The sequence below is a fragment of the Streptomyces sp. RGM 3693 genome (assembly GCF_050471125.1).
Lineage (GTDB): Bacteria > Actinomycetota > Actinomycetes > Streptomycetales > Streptomycetaceae > Streptomyces.
In genome coordinates, this window is sequence record NZ_JBMPPQ010000001.1 from 1,962,126 (window position 1) to 1,983,516 (window position 21,391).

Consider the following 21,391-nt stretch of genomic DNA (forward strand, 5'->3'; position numbering starts at 1 on the left):
CGCATGCGCGGCCACGGCCGCCGCCAAGAGCGGCCGGCCGTCTAGCGGTTGAGGAACCGGGTCGAACGCCGAGGAAGGTCCGGTGGTCAGCGCTGGTTCGCCTCCGTCGCCTCCGTCGGCTCGCTGACCGGGCGTGCGCCGTTTACGTCGCCGGGCGAGACCTGGACCACGTGCTGCGCGGAGGGCTGCGGGGCGCTCGCGTGCGCGGTCGTCGCGGATTGCCTGCCTTCGTCCTTCATCGCCTGCATCTCGCTCTTCAGGATGCGCGCGGACTTGCCGAGCGAGCGGGCTGCGTCCGGGAGTTTCTTGGAGCCGAACACGACGACGATGACGAGAATCACGATCACCAGGTGCCAGGGCTCAAGCGCGTTGCGGATCATAGGTCTGCTCTTTCTCCTTGAGGCGGGGAGGTGGTGCGCATCCAACAGATCGGACCACTGCCCGGGCCTGTGCGGGCAGAAATCGTCGATGCCCCAGGGGCGAAATCAGAACACTCCCGGTGCGCGAGTTGAACGGTGCGCGAGTTGGACGGTCCGCGAGTGTCGTTCTGTGGGCTCTTGCCGATCGACCGTTCCGGTGTACCGCAAACCGGCCGCCCTTTCCGGCGCTCGCCGGAATTCCGGGCAGTCGCCGGTGCGCTCGTTCGGAGAGTAGGCAGGAGACGGTCCCCGAAACTACGCCCAAGTGGTCAGATATGACGCGAGTGCTATCCATTTGGCGCACTCGCCGCCGCCTGCGACGTTGCCAGCCGCATGATCAAAGTCTGTCGTCAGCGGCCCGTCCAACGTCTGCGGTCAGCGGCCCGACCGACGTCTGCGGTCAGCCGCCCGCTCGCAGTCCGTGGTCGTGCGCAGGACTCCCGACCAGGTGGCGGCCGGGCTTCAGTTGGGGGAACCTTCCGGACCATCCGGCCCGAGCTTCGCCAGCAGGTGCAACGCCAGCTCCAACGCCAGGCGGCGCTCGGCGACGGGCCTGCCGAGCACCGCTTCGACCTGTTCGAGCCGGTACCTCACGGTGCGATGGTGGATACCCAGGACCGCCGCGGCCCCGCGATAGCTGCTGTTGGCAGCGAAGAACGCCTCGACCGTCTCCCGATTGCGCACCGTGACCGGATCGCCGTTCACCAGGCCGCGCAACTCGCGGCGCATGAAGTCGCGGCAGCGCTCGATGTCGACCGAGCACATTGCTGCGATATCGACTTCGTCGTACCTGGTCAGCGGGTCCGGGGCGGCGGCGCTCCCGGCCACGCGCATCGCCTCGACGGCTTCCGTGTGGCTACGGCGGAACCCCGTCAGGCCGGTCCCGTATCCACCGATCGTGACGAGAACGGGCGGATCGGGTTTCGGCAGCAGGGGAAGGCCGGCGTCGGTGAACGGCAGCCAGCACCATTCGGTGTGCATGTCGACCCGAGCCCTGAAGCCCCGGCCGACCCCCGCCGCCGCGGTGATCGACTTCACCGCCGCGTCGAGCGCCGCGCCGGCGTCGGCGACCTCGACGGGTACCCGCACGACGAACGCGCGGTGGCCGCCGGAGATCCGGTAGCCGAGCCGCACACTCGCGGAATCGATGTCCACGCCGTTCCGCGTCAGCACGTCACGCACTTCCTCGATACGTGCCAACGACTGCTCCCGCGCGAGTCGTTCCCGCTCCGCCTGACGCTCCTCGGACAGTTGCTCGTCCAGCACCTCGTACATGCCGGTCAGGTAGCTCACACCCGCCTTGACCAGGCCCCATCCCATTTCCCGGTCCTGGGGGCCATGGGCGGCGAGGAGGTCGGCCCACAGCTCCAGCGAGACCTGGAACCCGGTCCGGTAGGCGCGGTTGATCACCCGCTCGGAGACGCCGCGCCGCACCAGCTCGAGCATGAGGTGCACGGCCTCCTTCGAGGGCGCGACCGAGGTCAACTCCACCCCGCGTGCGAGGTAGTCGAGCGCGGCGGCGGTGTCGGCCTGGCAGCATTTCAGGATGATCGCGGCGATCTCCGGGCGTTGCAGTTCCGCGTCGCGGGAACAGATCCGCTCGGCGATCCGTGCGGCTATGACGGTGGTCTCGGCCGCTTGTGATCGCGCAATATCGTGCACCGCCTGACAGTGCGACTCGGCCAGCCCGTAGCCCCCCTGCCCCCAGATATCGACGGATTGCGGAAGACCATTGGATTGCGCCATTTGGCCAATCTAACGCGCGGCCACCGGACCCCGTCAACGCACGGGTGAGCCGTCATTCCCCTCCGCTCTCATCCCCTCCCCTCTCCTCCCTTCCATTCCGAGGCCGCTGCCTCCGTAGGGAGCGTGAGGTGCTCCTCTGGAATTTCATCGGGCGCGGGAATCGGTGTCCATTCCGAAGAGGCGCGACAGAATCTCTTCGCACCACCTCCACGACAGTTCGCCCACATCGAACGGGCGCGGCGGTCGCCCTGCGCTGACAGCTGACGATTGGTCGTCGTTCTCGCCGAGCATCGGCATGACACCGGTCCTCGCCCAGAGCTGGGCGCCGGTCCTGGCCGGGTAGGGCGTCTTGAGCTCCTGGACGCCATCCCGCGCATGCCGCAAACTGGCCTGCCGCGTGATCACCTACCGCCGCGTCCGAACCGTGCCGAGGCCACCGGCACCCAACCCGCCAACGTGAAGACCGCCCGCCTCGCTCTGGATGCCTTGGGCTTCCCCATCGTCTGCTGAGCCTGGGGCGACGTTCTGGCCGCCGGTCATCCCGAACACCGCATCCACACCACCTGATGAGTGGGCTTCCGCTGCCGGTAGGCAGGCAGCTGAAGCAGGCCGTCCGGTGGGACGTCCCCGCCCCTTGCCGTGCGCAAGACATCCCCCCGGCCACTGCTCCGCGTCCACCACGAGAACCGGCTTGGAGACCGTATGACCCCGCCGTTCACCGCCCTCTGGGCCCGTTTGCGGCCCGCCGACGACGCTCCGCCGCACGCGTGGACCAGCTGGCCGGGCCCCGTGATCGCCGCACAAACCGCCCCGTGGCACGGCAGTACCGCCTACGCGAGCATCAGCTTCACCACACCGCACCGCTTGACGGTCCTGGCCGCCACCACCGGGGAACGACTGGCACTGCCCATGGTCTGTGACGCCGGTCAGGGCACGTTCGCCCTGGTCGCCGGCCCCACCTCGCTCGTTGGAGCGGGAAGGCGTGACGTCGTCGAGCCACTGGACCGCGTCCGCCACGCCTACCCGCGGAACGTGTCCGCCGACGCCAGTCTCGTCGGCACCGTAACCGGCTCGACCGCACCCTGGATCGTGACCGTCCACTCCTTCGACGGGATCAGGGTCTGGGACGCCGCGGACCGGACGTGCCTGGCCGAAGTGCCGCTACCGGAACTGCGGGGTCCGGGCTGCCTCTGCGCAGGCATCCTCGCCGGCACGACGTACGCCGCGGTGAGCGAGGGAGCACTCGCGTCCGTCTACGAGACGGAAACCGGCCGGCTCGCCGCCCGTTGGACCGCCTCGGACACCGACATCACGCACCTGACCTGGGCGCGAGGAACGGCAGGCGTGCCGGACGCGGTACTCACCACAGACGCCACGTCCCGGCTATGTGCCTGGGACCCGCGCACCGGCGAGCCCCTTGGCCAGGCACGGATACTTCCCGACCGGCCGCTGCACCTCAGTGCCGCATGCCTGGAGGCGGGCGGCACCCGGCTACCCCTCGTGGCCTGTGCGTACGGCGACGGCGTGCACCTGCTGCGCACGGACACCGGCCAGGCACTGCTCGATCTTCGGGTGAGCGCGTGGACCCGCACCGCTCATCTCACCAGCGACGGGCTGCTCCTGCTCGGCACCTCTGCGGGGCCCCTCGCCCTCCGCCTCGACACCGAACGGCTGGCATCCGGCACGGGTCAACGCGCTGCACTCGACCCGGCAGGCTTCCCCACGACCGAAGAACGCGGCGAGGCGACCAGCCGCACCGCGGCCGGCGGGCCGTCGCACTCCGACCTCGTCGACCTCTGGGGGGCTGACCAGGTCCTCGTCCTCGGAGACAGCCCGGTGAGCGCTGACCTGGCCGCACAAGACCACGAAGTGTTCTGCGGCATCGGCCTTCCGCTCTCCCCCCCTGCCCGGCCTGTGCCTGGACGAGGACCTCGCCACGGACGGCCCGGCCCCGTTGGACCAGGTCGGCGTCGGCCCGGTAGATCCTGACGACCCCGACGCCCCACAGGTCCCCGAAGGGCTGGACGGTTACCACTGGTTGGGGACGTGGCATGACGACGACCTGGTGCTGAGCCCCGCCGGGGCGGTGGAGATCATCGGTGCGGAGACCGACTACGCGAAGGCCCAACCGCTCAACAGCAGCCTCGCCACCTTCGTCGCCTTCACCTACGAGTACGCCTTGGCCGCTCTGCAACAGGAGCCGGAGTACGGCTGCGACGCCCAGCAAACCCGGGCCGAGCGCCTGGAACAACGCCTCCGCGCCCTGGACGCGGCCGCCTTCTCGTCACACGGCGCCGAGCACTGGACCGATGCACTGAGCGACCTCGCAGCGGGGATGTGAGGGGGCGGCTCACACCACCGCGGCGGGGCGGCGACTCCGAGAAGGCGCGGTAGTGACGGGGCAGGCGCTCGTAGCGAGCCGACCGGTGAGTGACGTGCGTCAAGGCGTAGGTCATCCATGCTCCTTGAGCTCCGCCAACACCCTCCTGCTCGCGGCAGTGAAAGGGTGGTCAGCGCCAAGGCTGTTGGCTCGCCGTTCCACGACGTCATCCATAAGATCTACTGCTGCTTCGAAGTGCCCGAGTCTATGGTGAATGCGGGCGTGCAACTGTTGCGCCGAAAGCGCGATGGGATAGTCGAGCCCAAATCGGCGCTCATACATGTCAGAGACGAGCCGAATCTCCTCGTCAGCCTCATGGAATCGCCCGAGCACGTAAAGCGCCCAGGCATGATTATGCCGTGCTCCCAGCGTGACGGTGTGGTCCGGGCCGAGGTTCCGCTCGCAATCTGCGGGCAAGGAAAGCAACGCAGCGTTTTCTGCCGCTTCGAGTTCGGACGCCGAAAGCATCGTCAGCAAGCTGGCCTGCGAGCGCAGTGTCAACGGATGTGCAGGTCCGAGTGTCGACCGCCGGCCGGTAATCGTGGCGCGGAGCAGCGAGAGAGCTTCCGTCCGCTTGCCGAGATTCCCAAGAACCAGCTGAAGCCCGTGGCTGCTCTCCAGAGTGTCCGGATCGTCAGCTCCGAACAACCGCTCCTGAGCGCCCCTGACTTGACGCAACAGCGGCTCAGCCTCGGAATATTTTCCCAGCCGGAAAAGTGCTCGACCGGCCCTCGAACGTGCAGCCAGTACCAAGCGGTGCTCCGCACCAAGGGTTTGCTCGGAAAGCTCTACCGCACTATGGGCAGTCTCCCAGGCGGAAAGGTAGTCGCCCGTACGGTGCAGAGCGGTGGCCAAGCGCGTCGCGATACCCACCAAATCGGCCCTTGTTGAGGGAGTCGCACCACGCCGCAACATGGCGATGACATGAGGGCTGAGTAGTCGCAACTGCGGGTCTTCCGGGCCGGCATCCGGCAACTCGGGAATGGCGGCATCCAGCAACCTGCTGGCCGTCGAGCTGAGGGTGCCCAGCGATTCCGATGGCGTGGCGGAAGCAACGCTGTCGAGCAGTACCCCGTGGGTTTGTACACACCGCACACCGACGTCGACCAGTTCGGTGAGCGACTGGTCGAGCAACGCTCGCAGCGCCATTTCCGTACGAGCCCGAGGGAGCGTGTCACTGATCTCCGGGCGATTCAGGAGAGCCAACGGCAGTGGTTCCGAAGCGAATCGAGCGAGCAGGCGAAGCAGCGTCACTGCTTCGGGAAGACCGCGTGCTTCGAAGGCGTCGAGCGTGAGTTGCCAGGTGCGCCCTACCAGGTGACGTGGGTCTTCATTCGACAAGATGTCAGCTCCTTGGTCTATGAGCTCGACACGTTCTCCTTCCTCGAGGTGGCGCCGGTAGGCGTCCATCGTCCAGGGGTCGAGCACTTGGTGGGACAGGAAGCCACCCGCCAGTGTCAGCGCGAGCGGTAGTCGACCTAGTCTGTCTGCGATCTCCGCGGCCTGCTTGAACGTGCCGCTCTGCGGTGCGAGGTCACACAGCACCCGCGCGGCGTCTTCCCGTGGCAGTACCCCGATGTGCTGCAACTCCGCTCCTGGCCACCAGCGAGCGGCCGCACGACGGGTCGTGACCACGACGATGCCGCGAGGGCTGGTACGCAGCCAGCTACCATCCCGCAGGATCTCGGGATCATCTGCGTTGTCCAGCACCAGCAACCACGGCTCGGGGGACCGGTTGAGGTGTTCCCACACGAGGTCGGCTCCGGGCCGGAGGCCGTTGCGCGCGGCCAGCAGTTCGCCGTCCGTGGCGCCACGGTCAGCGGCGACGGCGAGCATGCCGGAACGCAGGCTGGCACGTTCGGAGGCGTTCACCCAGAGGCCGACACAGCCCCTGGTCTCCGTGGCGAAGTGAAAGACGGCGTAGGCAACAGCAGTCTTGCCGCAGCCCCCCATGCCGTGGAGAACGAAGGCATGGCCGCCATCTCCCGCTATGACGCTTGCCCGTAGGCGGTCGAGCACTTCGGCCCGGTCGCGCAGAACCACGGGTGCTCGGCCCACCGCCGGGTGTCGAACCGAGTCGGGACCGGACAGGCCGAGTTCATCGCCGCCGTGGTAGTGGTACTCGCTGATGTGTTGGTCACGCGATGACTGGTAGACGCGGCCGCCGTCTTCGGCCCGGCCGTCCATGGGGCCCCTCATCGCTCGTTGATGTGCATGTCCCGGCCCGCCTGGTAGATCCGTGCTCGCCCGGACGCGGTTCCGTGCTGAGTGACCGGTGCAGCACACGGAGCAGATTCCCCGCTGACCTCGTTGAGCAACCTGCGCAGGTCCTCGACGGCTTCCGGATGGGCGAGCAACAGCCGACGGAGGTAGCCCTCCCACTGCAGGCGGAGTTCACCCAACATCTCCTGGTCGTCTGCCGAGCGAGCGCGCAGCACTTCTTCGCGACTCGCATCCAATTCATGGGAAATGTTTTGCGCCCGGTCCGGCTGTAGGCGCTGCCACAGGCGAGTGAACCCTTCGCGGGTGTGTTGCCATGCCTCGGTTGTCATCAGAGTGACTAAGGTGGTTCCAGCGGCCTGTGCGAAAGACGTTAATTCCGGGTCCACGGTTCCCCCATTTGAATGATTGCTATTCTGAATTTCTTCCCATAAGTCCACAAATCGGGCCATCGGCGCCCATGTGGTGCTGCGTGACCGCCTTAAGGCCAGTATGGTGGCATCGCTAATCCGAACGGGCAAGTGGCTTCGCCTGGGTATTCCTCTGGCATATGCCATAGTCCGTTTTCCCTGGATGGCTTAGTGTTTGCTACTAGTCGCGTCAAGGTTCAGGCGCTAAGCTTGAAACGTTTCAGATTATTCGGGAGGGGTGGTTATGGCCAGGCCGTGGGAAGCTGACCCGACAACGAGGTTCAAGAGGCGGCTAGGGAAATCGCCGCAAGAGTTAGGGCATACGACCGATAACCCTGACTGTCCAGACATCTGGGAGCTTGAGAACGGAGACGTCGCCATCATCGGTAGAGATCTGACCGATTCGCTCGGGAAAACGCATCCGGCGGGTGTTTCGGTGGGGGCTGATGAGCGTCTCGTGGTCATTCCGAGGAGCATGATGATCGCGGCGAAGCCGGATATCCCCAGTGTTTGAGTCGTTTCAGCGCAGCGCCTCAGAGCATCTGGATCGACCAAAGTATCACGCGGACTTTCGCCGCCATTATGAGGGCGGTGTCAGCTTCTTGAGGAAGCTTGAGCGTGGGCAGAGTTTCCAGGAGCGAGGTTTTCCCAGCTGGGAAGCCTTTGCTGCCGGTGAGTGGAGTAGGGCGCTCTCCCTGATTGAGGAGAAGCGTGAAATCTATGCTGCGCAGTTCGAGAAGGCCGCTTTGTTGGGAATTCTTGAGCGTCGGATTCGCGTAGTTGAATTCCCCGTCACTCCGTATGTGCAGTGGGAGCTGTTCGTGCTTCGCCTGCGCGTGGAATTGGGTGACAATATTCGAGTACTGGATTCCCGTAGAATCTCGGAAATCGAAGCTGACCACCTTGTGCCCGAAGTTGTGATCCTCGGGGACGAGGTCATGTACGAGGTGGTTTACGACGACGACGGGAACGCGGCGGGAGCCAACCGGATCGCGGATCAGGTAGCGATCGAAGAAACCTCTGCTGGCTTTGATGCGCTGTACCGTCAGAGCGAGGATTTCATGGAGTTCTTCAATCGGGAAATTGCGTCACTCGACCCTCCGATGGTCACTCATCGAGTGATTACTCATTGACTGGAACGGGCGCTTCCCTGCGACATTCGCAGGCGGTTCTCGGGTGCTCCCGCACGCCGATGTGCGATCGCGCTGTACGGCCGCCAGTCGGCACTCGGCGATCGGCGTCGGGCGCGGGGCTGATGTTCCGTCAGGCTTTACGTCATCGGCGTGGGATGGATACGCCGGCGGAGCGGAGTTTGGCCTCGGTGAGCGCGGTCAGTCGGGCCGAGATCGGTGCCTGGTCCTCGCGGTGGTTGTTGATCAGCCTGTACTGGGCGGAAGCTTTGGTCCAGGCCCGCAGGCTGGTGGGATTCCCCAGCAGCGCGGGGTTGGCGAGGTAGCGGTCGGCCATGGCGGTGGCAAGTTCTTCGATCCTCGGGTCGTCCGGTTCCCAGGTCTCGGCCTCCTGACCGCGCTTGGTCAGGTCGATGTACTCGGGGTCGTCGAGCCAGTGTTCGAGCTGGGTCAGGAAGCCGTCGAAGCCCTCCGGCACCAGCGCCCGGGCAAGCACCAGGGCCTCGCGTTGCGCGACCACGTAGTCGGGGCCGAGGCCGAGGTCGGGCATCCGCTCCAGCAGTGCCACGGCGCGGTCGGGCAGCAGGGCCCGGTCGCCGTCGGCGAGTCGGTGCAGCGTGTCGCGGCGCGTGATCAGGTCTGCGATCCGTTCGGTGAGCTGCTGCTCGACGTCGGCGAGGACGGCGGCGAACTGCTCGGCGTCGGCGTCGAGCAGAGGCCCGATCTCGGCCAGCGGCACCCCCGCGGCGGCCAGCGTCCGGACCTGCACCAGCCGCAACAGGTCGGCCGATCCGTACCGCCGGTAGCCGGAGCTGTCGCGTTCGGGCTCCTCGACCACGCCGAGCTTGTGGTAGTGCCGCACCGTCTTCACCGTGACGCCGACGAACACCGCCGCCTGCCCGATCGTGACTCCGTTCGTCATCTGCTCAGCCTGCCTTGTGGTTGGGCTCGGCGACTACGCACGCCCGGCCGAGCATGTGGACGGGCCACGCCGAGCTCGCCCGGCTCGGCGTGGCTCCGGTTCGCGTTCTCCCCGATGCGCGACCGGATGGTCGGCCCCCGAAGCGTACGGGGTACAGGTGTTCAGTGCGTCGGCTGAGTCGGATCGGCCTGCTCGGCGCAGAACACCGCGTTGACGAGCCTTTGTTGGGCGTTCTGGAATGCTGTTGCTATGGACAGGTCGGCGTCGTCCACACAGTTCAGCCCGGCGATCAGGGTCTTGCTGCCGTCGGGTGTGCTGTACATCAGCGCCACCGAGCCTCCCTGGGCGCCGTTGTGGTGGAAGAGGGTGCCGCAGTCCGGGCCCGCGTCCTGCGCGAACACCCCCAGGCCGTAGCCGATCTTCGCCTCCGGCGTGCGCATCTCGGCCAGCAGTCCGGCCGGCAGGAGCTTGCCGCCCATCAGCGCGGAGAAGTACGTGTGCAGGTCCTGGGTGGTCGAGATCATGTCTCCGCCGGCCGCAACCCAGGAGGGGTTCTGACGGGTGATGTCGACCGTCTTCTCCTGCCCGGCGTCCTCATGGCGGTAGTAACTGTGGCTGTGCGGCTCGGGGATCTCCGGCGAGATGCCCGGCGCCACGGTGCCGGTCATCGCCAGCGGTCCCAGGATCAGCCGCTGGAGCTCCTCGGCGAACGCATGGTCGGTGACCTTCTCGATCAGCAGCCTGGCCAGCACGTAGTTGGTGTTGGAGTAGCTCCAGTCCGTCCCCGGCTCGAACCGCGGCGACTTGGACAGCGCCAGCCGCACCAGCTCCTCCGGCCGGTGGGTCTTGAACCGGTTGTCCACCCACTCCTTGCCTGTGCTGCCGTAGGGCATGGGGATCCCCGGCACGAACGTCCCGTCCTCGTAGAGCTCGCCGGTGTGATTGAAGATCCCGCTGGTGTGCTGCAGCAGCATCCGCACGGTGATCCGTCGGTCCAGCCCGAACTCGGGAAGGTAGTCATCGGCCGGGGCGTCCAGGCCGATCCGGCCTTCGGCCACCAGCATGAGCACCGCGGTCGCGATGAAGTTCTTGGTGCTGCTGCCGATGCGGAAGTGCCCGTTGGTCGGCGGCTTGGCGCTCCCGCCCAGCTCGCGTGCCCCGGCGCTGCCGACCCACTCGCCTTGCTCGTCGTTCACCCGCAGCTGTACCCCGAGGAAACCGGACTCGACGATCTCCTCGATCGCCTTCTGCAGCTCCGGGCGGTCCTGCCCCTGGTTGGAAAGGGTGATGGACATGTTGATCCCTTCGAATCCGTTACGCCCGAGTTGGTGTCGGGCCGTTGCGACGAGCCTCCACCCCGCCCCAAGGTCAACCTCAACCGTGTTCTGGATCACAGCTACCTTTGGGGGCGGAACAGTTTCGGGAGCGGGACGCCGTCCCCGTCGGGTGACCGTCGCAGCGGGCCACCACAGCCTCGGCCGGGCGGTCCCGGGACGGCTCAGGCTCCACCGGGCACAGCTCCGCCGTCAGCCAGTCCGTCAGCTTCTCCTGGCCCTCCTCGGCCACGTACGCCATCGCCGCGGCCGGCCGGCACCTCCGAGGCCGGCTTCGGGGACATCGCCGGGCGTACCCGATGGGGCGGTCCGTCTCCGTCAGGGTTCTTTGAGGATCAAAGCCTGTCTGAGGGGGATGTCGTGTGGCCGTGCGTGAGTTGTGCGCGTCGTGCCTGGAGGGCGCTGAGGGATTCCCGGGCGAGGGGCGCGAGGGAGGTTGGACACAGGAGGTGTTCCAGGGGAGCGTCCCGCCCTTGTCGGCGGTCGCGCTCGTAGCGGGCGCGACCGGCGGGTGAGGAGAGGATGATGCCGAGTTTGGCGAGGTCCGGGGTCCAGTTGGGTGGGGCGATGTGCTGGTCGTGGGCGCAGGTCGGCTGCGCGTAGTGGGGGAGCGTTCGTTCCACGGCGCTGATGAGCTCGTCGAGCACGGATGTGTCCTCGAACAGGTCGGAGGTCACGTAACCGGTGACGGCCCGGACGGTCAGGAGGTGGCCGGGTCGGTCCTGCGGGTTGGCGGTGCAGAGGTCCAGGGCTGGGGAGGAGAGCACGGAGGTGAGGTCCGTGCCCGGCTCGGGGTAGCCGTGGAGCACCGCGGCGAGGGTGTCGATGGTGTCCTGGGTGCCGGTCGGTAGCCGGGGCGGGATGTTCTCGGCGGAGCCGGGCTCGATGATGTCCAGGGCGATGCGGGCGAAGCCGGCGACGTTGCGCGGGCAGAGCCATTCTTCCCGGGAGTGGTTCTCGTCCCAGTCCGCGGTCGGATCCGCCAGGCCGCAGAGCTGTTCGGCGAGGTACAGGTCGGCTTCCTCGTCGTGTTCCAGGTAGGGGTGTTGGTCGTGGCGGCAGGGACGGTCGTGCAGTGCGCGGTCGGTGGCCCGCAGTGCCGCCCCGGCTTCGGGTTTGCCGGTGTCATCGAGCGCCCAGGCGAGGTAGGGAGCCATCAGCACCAGACCGAGCGTCCAGGCATAGGCAGACTCCCCACTCGGGTCGGCGGCGAGCCTCGCTGCACAGTCGAGGACCTTTTGGTCGTACGCGTCGACGGAGAGGGAGTCGTAGTCTGCGCGGATCTCGTCCCAGGCGTGGGAGAGTTCCTCCAGGTCACTGATGGTCATCACGCGAGCCTATCGGCGGGGTCTTCGAGGTCTTCGGGGCCTTCGGGGCCTTCAGGGCAGGGCGTAGGGCGGCGGAGGCCGGCTGCGGTTCCGCTTACGCCCATGCCCATGCCCGTGCCCATGCCCTCGTGACCTCGGTCGAGCGGTGTGGTTACCCGTTCGCGCCCGCGATGCGTCGCCTGGTTGGCCGTGATCGGCCGGTGAAACAGTCACCGCCGGTGGTGACTGGTTCGTGGGTCAGGAGTGCGTGGCGAAGTCCTGGGTCCACCACGGTCCGTTGGGGTTGAGGTTGACGCCCACGCCGGTGGCCTTGTATGAGCAGTTGAGGATGTTGGCGCGGTGTCCGGGGCTGTTCATCCAGCCGTCCAGCGCCGTGGCCGGGTCCTTGGGGCTCTTGAAGATGTTCTCGCCCCAGCTCTGCCAGGGGAATCCGGCACGGGTCATGCGGGTTCCCGGGTCGATGCCCTCCGGGGTGTCGTGGGCGTAGTAGTTCCGGGCGGCCATGTCGTCGGAGTGCGCCTGGGCCGCGGCCTGTAGGTGGGGGTCGACGGTGAGGGGGCCACAACCATGCTGGGCCCGCTGGGCATTGACCAGGTCGACGACCCTCTGGGCGAACTCCGCGGCGGTGCCGGTCGCGGCCAGCGCCCCGGTCGGGGTCGTGGTGCCGCCACCTGTTCCGGAGTCACCGAGGGGCGGGTTCGGCGTGGTGCGGTGGGTCGGGTGGGAGCGGTTCTCGGGGGTGGCCGTCGTGGGCGTCGGGTGCTGCTCGTGGTGCTGTTCTGTGCTGGTGGGCGTGGCCGTCGGCTTGTGGCGGCGGGGAGAGTGCGAGGCGCTGCTCGACACCGGGGGGACGGAGGTGGCTGCGGTGGGTGCTGATGCGGACTGGTCGGCTGCGAGGGTCTGGTCGGCCCCGGAGCCGGGGCGTATCAGCACCAGGCAGGTGCCGCTCACGGTGAGGACGGCCGCCACTGCCAGCAGTGCGGTCTTCGCCCCGGGGCGGGTGGTGTCGGCGCGGTGGCTCCCGCCGTTGCCAGCAGCGGGCTGGCGGGCGGGGCGGGGTGCGGCGTGACGCCGGTGTGTCGTGGGTGCGTTGGGGCGGTGGCCGGTGCCGGTCGGCGCTTCGTTGTGGGGGTGGTTGGGGTGGGGGGTGTCGTTGTGGTTCATGGATACCGTTTCTGCTTCCGTTGGTGATTTCGACGGCGATTTCGATGAGGGTGTCGATGGGGGTGTCGATGGGATTGCGTTGACGGTCAGGTCTGGTTGTGGGGTCTTTGGGGGCGGTGCTGGTGGGGGTGTGCGGGCCGTCTGGTGAACGGTCGGTGCTGGGGAGACCCCTGGCGTGGTGCCGGACAACGGAAATTCCCCGGATTTTTTTGGCGGGTCTGTCGCCGTGGCCGCCCCAGGGGCTGAGGCACGCGAGAGCTGCCAGGCAAGACAGGCAAGTCAGGCACGCCGGCCGGTGGAGCGGCCGGGGGCCGGTGCCGAGTCGACGTTCGTCGTCGACGTAGGTTTTTTCTGTTATCGCCGTGCGCCGGACGGGTCACCTGAGCACGGGGGCCAGGAAGGTGTACGCGGATGAACAGGACCGAACAGGCGTGAAGTGGGAAAACGGTACGGCGACCGTCGAGGCGGCCAGGGCGGGAGACGACGTTGCCCGGGAGCAACTCCTCTCCGCGTACCTACCCCTGATCTACAACGTCGTCGGCCGGGCGCTGGACGGCCACGCGGACGTCGACGACGTGGTGCAGGAGACCATGGTGCGGGTCCTGGAGTCGTTGGCGGAGCTGCGGGAGCCGGCGTCCTTCCGCTCCTGGTTGGTGGCGATCGCCATGAACCAGGTACGGCGCCGCTGGACCGTTGCCCACAAGGCACCCGTCGTCGGCCTGGACCAGACGGTGGAACAGCCCGACCGCTCCGCCGACTTCGTGGACCTGACGATCTTGCGACTGGGGTTGTCCGGTCAGCGTCGTGAGGTGGCCGAGGCCACCCGCTGGCTGGACGAAGGGGATCGCGCACTGCTGTCGCTGTGGTGGCTGGAGGCCGCCGGCGAGATCAGCCGACCGGAACTCGCCGCCGCGCTCGACTGCGGGACACGTCACGCCGCGGTCCGGGTACAGCGGATGAAGCAGCAGCTGGAGACCGGACGCGTCGTCGTCCGCGTCCTCGCGGGGAATCCGCCCTGCCCCGAACTCGCCCAGGTGACCGCCGCCTGGGACCACAACCCCGCACCGCTGTGGCGCAAACGGATAGCCCGCCATGCCCGCGACTGCACGACCTGCTCCGGGCACTGGAACGACCTGCTGCCCGCCGAGGGACTGCTTGCCGGCCTCGCCATGCTGCCGCTCCCCGCGCACCTCGCCCCGCCCGCCGGCCTGCACGCTTCCACCGCGTCAGTCGCCGCCAGCGCCCCGGCCGCCGCCCCCACTGCCTCGACGACCCCCGTATCGGGCGGCGCGGTGCCGAGTGGCGCGGTGCCGAGTGGCGTGGCGCCGAGTGGTGGGGTGCCGAGTGGTGTGGCGCGGGCCGGCCACCGCGCGCACCATGTGCCGCGGCGAGCGCCCCGCCCACGCCGGGCCGCCAAGGCGACGGCCGTTGCGGGCGCCGCGGCGCTCATGGTGGCCGTCATCGTCGCCTTGTTGTGGCGTCCCGGCGCATCACGGGACGAGCGGACCACGGAGCCCAAGGCCGAGCCCAGGGCGGAACGCACCGTGGCCGCCCCCGCGCCCCACCCCACGCCCACCCCGACGCCCACGCCCACCCCGTCGCGCACCATCGTCGCCACCCCGACAACCGCCCCGCCGGCACCGCCGTCCCCCACGGTCACCCCGCCCGACCTGGAGGAACAGGCCACCGCACTCATCAACCGCAGCCGCGCGCAGGCGGGCTGCGGTCCGCTCCGCATAGACCGGAGACTGCACGCGGCGGCCCAGCGGCACTCCGCCGACATGGCGGCCCGCGACTACTACGCGCACGTCTCGCCGGAGGGCGTCGGCCCCGATGCGCGGATCACCGCCGCCGGATACGAGTGGAGCAGCTGGGGCGAGAATCTCGACCGCGGCCCAGAGGGCGCTGCCGCGGTGGTGCACGACTGGATGGGCGACACCATGCACCGCGACAACCTGCTGGACTGCCGGTTCACCGCGGTCGGCATCGGCGTCGTCCACGGCTCCGGCGGCCCCTGGTGGACCCAGGACCTCGCGGCACCTCGCTGAGCCGTCCGTACCGGGAGGCGGATTCCGCATGCCGTGCCCTGCGGGCCGCCGGCAGGCGCGAGGTCATCAGCGCCTTCAACGTCGAGACCCAGGCAGGCGCCGCGATCCGCACGGTACCCGCACGGTCCCCGCACTGGCGGTGCAGCAATTGCGGCAGATCGCCCTGGAGTCGAAGTGGTGGCCGGGTACGTGAAGTTGCTGACTCCCGAGGCGGCTGGCTGCCTGCCCCAACCGAACCCGTAGTCCAGTCGCCTGCTGCCTCGCTGCCTTGCGGCCTTGCTTGCGGCCTCGCCGCCTCGCCGCGTCGGCCTACCGGTCGGTGGTCGCGCACTCCCGGGACCGGGCCCGCCCCTCCGGCCCCGCCTTTCCGGCCCCGTCCCTCCGGCCCCGTCCCTCCGGCCCCGACCCACCGGACCACCCCGGGGATCAGCCCTTACGGGCGGCGGGCGTGCCCGGCTCGACGATGCGGCCGCGGTCGGTGCCTTCGATCAGTTCGACGTAGGCGCGGACGACCTCGGCAACGGGGGTCCCCGCTGCGCCGTCGCGCCCCATGGCCTGCAAGGTCTCCGAAATCCAACCGGGGCTCACGGAGTTGAGCCGGATGCCGCGGGGCATCTCCTGCGCCGCGGCCGGGACGAATCCGTCGAGGCCCGCGTTGACCACGGCGCCGAAGGCCAGGCCGGGCTCGCTGAACTGCGAGATTCCGCTGGTGAGGGTGAGGGAGCCGCCGTCGGTGAGGTGGCGGGCGGCGCGGCGGGTCAGCTGGATCTGGCCGAGCAGCTTGCCGTCGAGGCCGGTGAAGTAGTCGGCGTCGGACGAGGTGTCGATGCCGGCGATCGTGCCGCTCCCAGCGACGGCGACAACGGCGTCTACGGGGCCGAGCGTGGCGAACAGGGTGTCGATCGAGTCGGGATCCGCCAGATCGACCTTGACGGGTCCGCTCCGGGAGGTGCGGATCACCTCGTGCTCGGGATGCGCTTCCAGAACGCCGGCGAGGGCTGAACCGATGGTGCCGGTGGCACCGATGATGACGATCTTCATGGGGTGGTCTCGCGATCGATTGAGGCGTGAAGTGGCGTGTGACGCAAGGACGTTCCTCTAGGAGGGGCAACAGGAGGCGAGACCGAATGCTTCCTTCCCCTTCCCCTTCTCCTTCTCCTGGTCGAGGCCGGGCGAGGGGGAGCAGGCGGGCCGCTGCCAGGGGCAACTGGTGCCGGTTATAGTCCCCCGCCGGACCTCGCCGCCCCGAAGGTGACCGGCACGGTCTACGTGGCCGGGACGGCCGACGATGGCTCGGCCAAGGTCTGGGAAGGTGACCAACGGCTCCGCGAAGCCCCTGCTCAGCGCCGATGCCGTTCGCCGTATCGGGGGCGGCACCCGCGGTGGGGGAAGCCGCGACAACTTCCGCTCGCCTCGGTGGGCATGCCGGACGATGCGCAGTGCTCGACGTGGTCGTCCGACGGGAAGCGCGTCGCCTTCACGGTCCAGCGTGGGGTGTTCGTCTTCGACACCGCTGGGAAGGGCGTCCTGGTGGCGGGGCGACCGGTGTCGCAGTGGCGCGAGGGGCAGCGGGACCTGCGCAACCTCGCGTCCGCACCCAGCTACCACGACGTGTCCGCCACCTCGCAGATGACGTGCGCACGGTGGCTCGGCACCGAACAGCTCTCCTTCGACCGGCTCGGACACGACACGGCAGAGTCCATCGGCGCCGCCGAGGCCGACACGACCACCCTCGCCCGCGTCGACGCGGCCAAGCCCGTGCTGACCAACGTGCTGGCCCGCTGGACCACCTCCGACGCCTGTGACGAGCGGGCGCTGCTCGACTACCACCCCGAGCAGTCCCTCGCCGCCACCCCCTCACCGGTGGCCAACTCGGGCCGAGGCCCCGGCAAACCCCTCATCATGACCACCGACTCCCTCGCCCAGCGCGCCTACGCCACGGGGGACGGCAAGATCGGCGTGCTCGACCTGGCCTCCGGCGGGGCGACGGAGCTGACGGGGCCGTGGAAGGACGCGGAGGCGGTGCTCGCCCGGCGGGCGGGCTGACCGGCCGGTACCGTTCCGCGGCCGCCCGGCTCAGGCCATCGCCGGGGCGATCCAGCCGAAGTACCCGATCGCCGTCCCGGACAGCAGACCGCAGCAGTGCAGCGCGAAGAGCGCGTGCCGGTTCACCCGGCGCACCGCGGGCACCAGCAGCATCAGCAGGGGTACCGCCAGACCCAGCACCGGGCCCAAGGCCAGCAGGGCGGCCAACAGGAGCACCTCGCCCGGCGTTCCGCCGCCGGCGAGCCCCATGATGCCGGTCACCACGCCGCCGCCAACCATCAGCCCCAGCATCGGAGCTGCGGCCAGCAACTGCACCATCCCCAACGCGATCCACAGCCAGTTCGGTCCGCCGGTCGGACGGGCCCGGGGCGGCCCCCCGAAGCCGATGTTCGCCATACCGCTCACCCCCTCGTAGATGTGCAATGCGGTGCGTCCGGATCCATTGTCGAAGGCGCGCGGCGCATCGGCCTGAGTACCCGTACCTAGGGCCCGTCCGGTGGGCCATGGTCGGGTCCGCGGCCCTGACCAGCTCTTTCCCCTAGGCGGGCGCGGTGCACCGTGGTGTGATGGGGCCGTGAGTCGCGCTGTCGAAGACACCAACCGTCGGATGTTGCGGGCCCGGGACGTCATGGACCGCGCCTACGCGCAGCCGCTGGACGTCCCCGCCCTGGCCCGGATCGCCCACGTCTCCGAGGCGCACTTCACGCGCACCTTCCGGGCCACGTTCGGCGAGACCCCGCACCGGTATCTGCAACGCCGTCGCGTCGAACGGGCGATGTTCCTGCTGCGGGAGACCGACCGCAGCGTGACGGACATCTGCTTCGAGGTCGGCTTCGGCAGCCCGGGCACGTTCAGCCGCACCTTCCGTGACGTCGTCGGGCGGTCCCCGCGGACGTACCGCAAGGAAGCGCCGGCCACCGGCGTACCGACGTGCTTCACGATGGCGTGGATGCGGCCGACCGCCGCCGCCGCGCCGGTACCGCCCGCGTCCCCGGTGCCGCCCGTGCGGTCCGCCGACTGAGCAGTTTTGGATAAGTTTTCGGCCGGCCTGCTCAGTAGCGTGGTGCACATGTTCAACGCCATCACGCAATCGCAGATATACGTCCTGGACCAGGACGAGGCCCTCGACTTCTACGTCGGCAAGCTCGGCCTGGAGGTCACCGCCGACGTCGACATGGGCTTCATGCGCTGGCTGACCGTCAGCGTCCCCGGCCACCCGGAGCGCCAGATCCTGCTGGAGAAGCCGGGCGCGCCCGCGATGTCCGAGGAGACGGCCCAGCAGGTCCGGGAGTTGGTGACCAAGGGGGCGATGGGCGGCTGGCTCATCTTCACCACGGACGACTGTCGCAAGACGTACGAGACGCTGCTCAGCCGGGGCGTGGAGTTCACCGAGGAACCCACCGACCGCCCGTACGGTACCGACTGCGGACTCCGCGACCCCTTCGGCAACCGCATCCGCTTCACCCAGCCCAGGGCCTGACGACCGGCCGGGCGGCCCGTTACGCCGGTGGCGCCGCCGTGGAGCCGCGCACCACCAGAGAGACCGGAACGTCGGCCGGGCTGCCGGGATGCTCGTCGGCGAGTACGGAGACGAGGGCGGTCATGCCCTGCCGTCCGACCTCTTTCGCGGGCAGGCGCACCGTGGTCAGCTCCGGTTCCACCGCCGAGGCGATGGTGAGGTCGTCGAAACCGGTCACCGAGACATCCTCCGGCACGCGGAGACCGAGCCGGCGGGCGGCCTTCAACGCTCCGACGGCGAGGAAGTCGAAGTCGCACAGCAGCGCCGTGGGGCGGCGCCCGGAGTCGTGCAGCACGGTCTCCGCGGCGCGCCGTCCGGCGTCCATGGTGAGCGCCGCGTGCACGGTGCGCAGTTCCGCCCCGGTGCCGTCCAGCGTCGCCGCCAGCGCCCGTGACCGGACGGCGAACGTCCAGGAGTCCACCTCGGCCGCGATATGCGCGATCCGCCGGTGGCCGAGGGCCAGCAGGTGCGTGGCCACCTGGCGCATGCCGTCCACCACGTCGAGGTTGACGGTGGTGGCGGCCCGGGAGTTGGCGGGATCGCTGTCGAGCATCACCAGCGGGAGCCCGTCGCCGTCGAAGGCGGAGAGCACGTCCGAGGCCATCGACGAGGCGAGGACCCCGTCGAGGCTGGCTCGTGCCGAGACGAAGGGGTTGCGGGCGGGGCGGCCGTCCGACGGGGACGGGTACAGCACGACCCCGAGGCCGTGCTGGGCCGCCACCTGCGCGGCACCGGTGTACAGGCGGGCGTAGTACTCGTTCGTGAGGGCCGGGACGATCAGCATCACGGTCCTGGTCCGTCCCGTCCGCAAGTTTCGGGCCGCGAGATTCGGCCGATATCCCAGCGTGTTCGCGGCGTCCCGGACCGCCGTGGCGATCCGCTCCGAGACCCGCCCATGCCACTTCTCACCGAACACGAGGGAGACCGTCGCCTGGGAGACGCCCGCCTCCCGGGCCACGTCGCGTGAGGTGGGGCGTGCCTTGTCGGCCACTGGGGAGTTCCTCTCTTGCTGTGGGGAGCGAGTAGACCCGCTCGCTCCCAACATGGTAGACATCGCAAAGGAGTTATACGTACTACTGCCGCAGGGCCTCCTGTTGGCGAGAGGGAGGGCCATGGGGACCGGCTACGGGAGCCTGCTGCGCACCCCGCACACCGCACGATTACTCGGCGGCACGCTCCTGGGGCGGTTGCCGCACGGGATGGCGGCCCTGGGGATCATGACGTTCCTCCGCTCGGAAGGCGCCGGGTACGGCGTCTCCGGCGGTCTTGCCGCGCTCTTCGGCGCCACGGTTGCGGTGGGGCAGCCCTTGCTGGGGCGGGCCGTCGACCGGCGCGGCCAAACCTGGGTGATGACGATCGGCGCACTCTTCTCCGGCGCGGGCTTCATACTGCTCGCGGTGGTGGGGCGCGAGCCGTTGCCCGTCGCCGTCGCCGCAGTCGCCCTGGCGGGCCTGGCCGCGCCACCGCTGGAAGGCGGGATGCGGGCCTTGTGGCCGGGCCTCCTCAAGAGCGAGGAGCGGGTGCAGGCCGCCTACGCCCTCGATGCCGCGGCCCAGCAAATCCTCTTCGCGCTGGGGCCTTTGCTGGTGACGTTCCTGATCGCGACGGGTTCCGAGCGGGCCGCCCTCGTCGTCACCGGAACCGTCGGCGTGCTCGGGACGCTGGTCGTGGTCACTGCCGGCCCCTCCCGGCACTGGCGGGCCGCCGCCCGCACCGCGCACTGGCTCGGCGCGCTCCGCTCCTCCCGACTGCTGGTCCTGCTCGGCACGATCCTCTTCGTCGGGGTGTCGCTGGGCGGTCTGTCGATCTCCGCGGTCGCCTACGGTGACGAGCACGGCTCCGGGCTGATCCCGGCGTGCCTGTTGGCGGCGAACTCCTTCGGTGCGCTCGCGGGCGGTTTGGTCTACGGCTCCCGGTCCTGGCCCGGCACCCCGGAGCGGCGGCTGCGCCCGCTGACCGCCGGACTGGCCCTCTGCTACCTGCCGTTGATGCTCACGCCCAGTCTCCCTTGGATGATCCTGCTCGCCTTGATCTCCGGGGTGTTCTTCGCGCCGGTGCTGGCCTGCGGCTTCGTGGTGGTCGACCGGGCCGCGCCGGCCGGGACGGTGACGGAGGCGTTCTCCTGGCTGGTGACCGCCCTGGGCGTCGGCGTCGCGATCGGCACGGCCGGGGCCGGCAGCGCCGCGCAGTACGGAGCCAGTGGGGCGAGCTTCGCCGTCTCGGGCGCCGGTGGACTCGCCGCACTCGCCGTACTTGTGGCCTGTGGCCGATTTTTCACGGTGCCAAACCGCGTCGCACCACCGCAAAACGGGTCCGATGAAGAGGCCGCAACCGAGGTCAACTTCACCTCTCACGCGTAAGGTCCCGCACGGAAGTCGTGTGCCCTGATGAGGGGTTGGCGTGCCGCGTCCATCCGGGGGCGGCGGTCCCGCGGGTCCTGTCGGCCGAGGGAGTCGTCCGGGGAATCCGGCCGGCGGTTGGGTGTCCGCTCCCTGCGGCGGACGTGTCGGTGGAACGGCGCGGCGGCGCAGGGCCGATCGGCGCGGTGGGTGGGGGAGCGGGCGACCCGTCGGGCGCCGTCCGCTCCCTTCTCGCTCTCCGGTCGGCTCGGTGGCGTGCGGGTGTAGGCGTCGGCACCGTGCGGCGCGTGCGCATCCGTCGTCAGGCGGACGGGGAAGCGGTGACGCACCACGTCAGGTGATGCCCCCTCGACGAGGGGACGACG

The 21,391-nt window shown here is 69.2% G+C and carries 21 protein-coding genes; 9 read left to right on the forward strand and 12 right to left on the reverse strand.

Annotation, left to right across the window (positions count from 1 at the left end):
• Positions 1–86: 86 nt before the first annotated feature.
• A complete protein-coding gene (gene tatA / locus ACO0M4_RS08320) occupies positions 87–380 on the reverse strand; it encodes a Sec-independent protein translocase subunit TatA (RefSeq protein ID WP_430369100.1) in 294 nt (97 codons plus the stop codon).
• A gap of 501 nt (positions 381–881) precedes the next feature.
• Positions 882–2,165, reverse strand: a complete 1,284-nt coding sequence (locus ACO0M4_RS08325; RefSeq protein WP_430369101.1) for a PucR family transcriptional regulator — start codon at positions 2,163–2,165, stop codon at positions 882–884.
• Between the two features lie 702 nt (positions 2,166–2,867).
• Between ACO0M4_RS08325 and ACO0M4_RS08330 the strand changes: the two genes are divergently transcribed.
• Complete coding sequence (locus ACO0M4_RS08330; protein ID WP_430369102.1) at positions 2,868–4,154, forward strand: hypothetical protein; 1,287 nt, start codon at positions 2,868–2,870, stop codon at positions 4,152–4,154.
• A complete protein-coding gene (locus ACO0M4_RS08335; RefSeq protein ID WP_430369103.1) occupies positions 4,120–4,506 on the forward strand; it encodes an SUKH-4 family immunity protein in 387 nt (128 codons plus the stop codon). The genes ACO0M4_RS08330 and ACO0M4_RS08335 overlap by 35 nt, the downstream gene beginning before the upstream one ends.
• A gap of 111 nt (positions 4,507–4,617) precedes the next feature.
• Here the strand turns inward: ACO0M4_RS08335 and ACO0M4_RS08340 are convergent, their stop codons facing one another.
• Positions 4,618–6,732 carry a tetratricopeptide repeat protein gene (locus tag ACO0M4_RS08340; RefSeq protein WP_430369104.1) on the reverse strand — a complete coding sequence of 705 codons (2,115 nt, stop codon included), beginning with the start codon at positions 6,730–6,732 and terminating at the stop codon, positions 4,618–4,620.
• A gap of 8 nt (positions 6,733–6,740) precedes the next feature.
• Positions 6,741–7,097: a hypothetical protein gene (locus ACO0M4_RS08345; protein ID WP_430369105.1), complete on the reverse strand. Its 357-nt coding sequence runs from the start codon at positions 7,095–7,097 to the stop codon at positions 6,741–6,743.
• 322 nt (positions 7,098–7,419) lie between these two features.
• On the opposite strand from ACO0M4_RS08345, the gene ACO0M4_RS08350 reads away from it, so the two are divergent.
• Positions 7,420–7,689, forward strand: coding sequence for a hypothetical protein (locus ACO0M4_RS08350; RefSeq protein ID WP_430369106.1), 270 nt, complete (start codon positions 7,420–7,422; stop codon positions 7,687–7,689).
• Positions 7,682–8,308: a DUF6879 family protein gene (locus ACO0M4_RS08355; RefSeq protein ID WP_430369107.1), complete on the forward strand. Its 627-nt coding sequence runs from the start codon at positions 7,682–7,684 to the stop codon at positions 8,306–8,308. The genes ACO0M4_RS08350 and ACO0M4_RS08355 overlap by 8 nt, the downstream gene beginning before the upstream one ends.
• 142 nt (positions 8,309–8,450) lie before the next feature.
• Here ACO0M4_RS08355 and ACO0M4_RS08360 read toward each other — a convergent pair whose 3' ends face one another.
• The 4 genes from ACO0M4_RS08360 to ACO0M4_RS08375 form a co-directional block, all read right to left on the reverse strand.
• Positions 8,451–9,227 carry a MerR family transcriptional regulator gene (locus ACO0M4_RS08360; RefSeq protein ID WP_430369108.1) on the reverse strand — a complete coding sequence of 259 codons (777 nt, stop codon included), beginning with the start codon at positions 9,225–9,227 and terminating at the stop codon, positions 8,451–8,453.
• Between the two features lie 161 nt (positions 9,228–9,388).
• Positions 9,389–10,522: a serine hydrolase domain-containing protein gene (locus ACO0M4_RS08365; RefSeq protein ID WP_430369109.1), complete on the reverse strand. Its 1,134-nt coding sequence runs from the start codon at positions 10,520–10,522 to the stop codon at positions 9,389–9,391.
• Positions 10,523–10,896: 374 nt separating this feature from the next.
• A complete protein-coding gene (locus tag ACO0M4_RS08370; RefSeq protein WP_430369110.1) occupies positions 10,897–11,889 on the reverse strand; it encodes a hypothetical protein in 993 nt (330 codons plus the stop codon).
• Positions 11,890–12,126: 237 nt separating this feature from the next.
• A complete protein-coding gene (locus ACO0M4_RS08375; protein WP_430369111.1) occupies positions 12,127–13,053 on the reverse strand; it encodes a CAP domain-containing protein in 927 nt (308 codons plus the stop codon).
• Between the two features lie 431 nt (positions 13,054–13,484).
• Here ACO0M4_RS08375 and ACO0M4_RS08380 point away from each other — a divergent pair, with 431 nt between their 5' ends.
• Positions 13,485–15,101 carry a sigma-70 family RNA polymerase sigma factor gene (locus tag ACO0M4_RS08380; RefSeq protein WP_430369112.1) on the forward strand — a complete coding sequence of 539 codons (1,617 nt, stop codon included), beginning with the start codon at positions 13,485–13,487 and terminating at the stop codon, positions 15,099–15,101.
• Between the two features lie 426 nt (positions 15,102–15,527).
• On the opposite strand, the gene ACO0M4_RS08385 is transcribed toward ACO0M4_RS08380, so the two are convergent.
• Positions 15,528–16,142, reverse strand: a complete 615-nt coding sequence (locus ACO0M4_RS08385; protein WP_430369113.1) for a short chain dehydrogenase — start codon at positions 16,140–16,142, stop codon at positions 15,528–15,530.
• Positions 16,143–16,523: 381 nt separating this feature from the next.
• Here ACO0M4_RS08385 and ACO0M4_RS08390 point away from each other — a divergent pair, with 381 nt between their 5' ends.
• On the forward strand, positions 16,524–17,147 hold the full coding sequence (locus tag ACO0M4_RS08390; protein ID WP_430369114.1) for a hypothetical protein: 624 nt from the start codon (positions 16,524–16,526) through the stop codon (positions 17,145–17,147).
• 30 nt (positions 17,148–17,177) lie between these two features.
• Here the strand turns inward: ACO0M4_RS08390 and ACO0M4_RS08395 are convergent, their stop codons facing one another.
• Positions 17,178–17,543 (reverse strand): hypothetical protein, encoded by a 366-nt coding sequence (locus ACO0M4_RS08395; RefSeq protein WP_430369115.1) that lies wholly within the window; start codon positions 17,541–17,543, stop codon positions 17,178–17,180.
• Positions 17,544–17,721: 178 nt separating this feature from the next.
• On the opposite strand from ACO0M4_RS08395, the gene ACO0M4_RS08400 reads away from it, so the two are divergent.
• Positions 17,722–18,168: a helix-turn-helix domain-containing protein gene (locus ACO0M4_RS08400; RefSeq protein WP_430369116.1), complete on the forward strand. Its 447-nt coding sequence runs from the start codon at positions 17,722–17,724 to the stop codon at positions 18,166–18,168.
• A gap of 48 nt (positions 18,169–18,216) precedes the next feature.
• Entirely contained in the window at positions 18,217–18,627 is a 411-nt protein-coding gene (locus ACO0M4_RS08405; RefSeq protein ID WP_430369117.1) for a VOC family protein, read from the forward strand.
• 19 nt (positions 18,628–18,646) lie between these two features.
• Here ACO0M4_RS08405 and ACO0M4_RS08410 read toward each other — a convergent pair whose 3' ends face one another.
• A complete protein-coding gene (locus tag ACO0M4_RS08410) occupies positions 18,647–19,657 on the reverse strand; it encodes a LacI family DNA-binding transcriptional regulator (RefSeq protein WP_430369118.1) in 1,011 nt (336 codons plus the stop codon).
• Positions 19,658–19,778: 121 nt separating this feature from the next.
• Between ACO0M4_RS08410 and ACO0M4_RS08415 the strand changes: the two genes are divergently transcribed.
• The gene (locus tag ACO0M4_RS08415) at positions 19,779–21,026 is read left to right on the forward strand and encodes an MFS transporter (RefSeq protein WP_430369119.1); all 1,248 of its coding nucleotides are present in this window, start codon (positions 19,779–19,781) and stop codon (positions 21,024–21,026) included.
• Here ACO0M4_RS08415 and ACO0M4_RS08420 read toward each other — a convergent pair.
• Positions 21,017–21,358 carry a hypothetical protein gene (locus ACO0M4_RS08420; protein ID WP_430369120.1) on the reverse strand — a complete coding sequence of 114 codons (342 nt, stop codon included), beginning with the start codon at positions 21,356–21,358 and terminating at the stop codon, positions 21,017–21,019. The two genes, ACO0M4_RS08415 and ACO0M4_RS08420, sit on opposite strands and share 10 nt — an antisense overlap.
• Between the last annotated feature and the right edge of the window lie 33 nt (positions 21,359–21,391).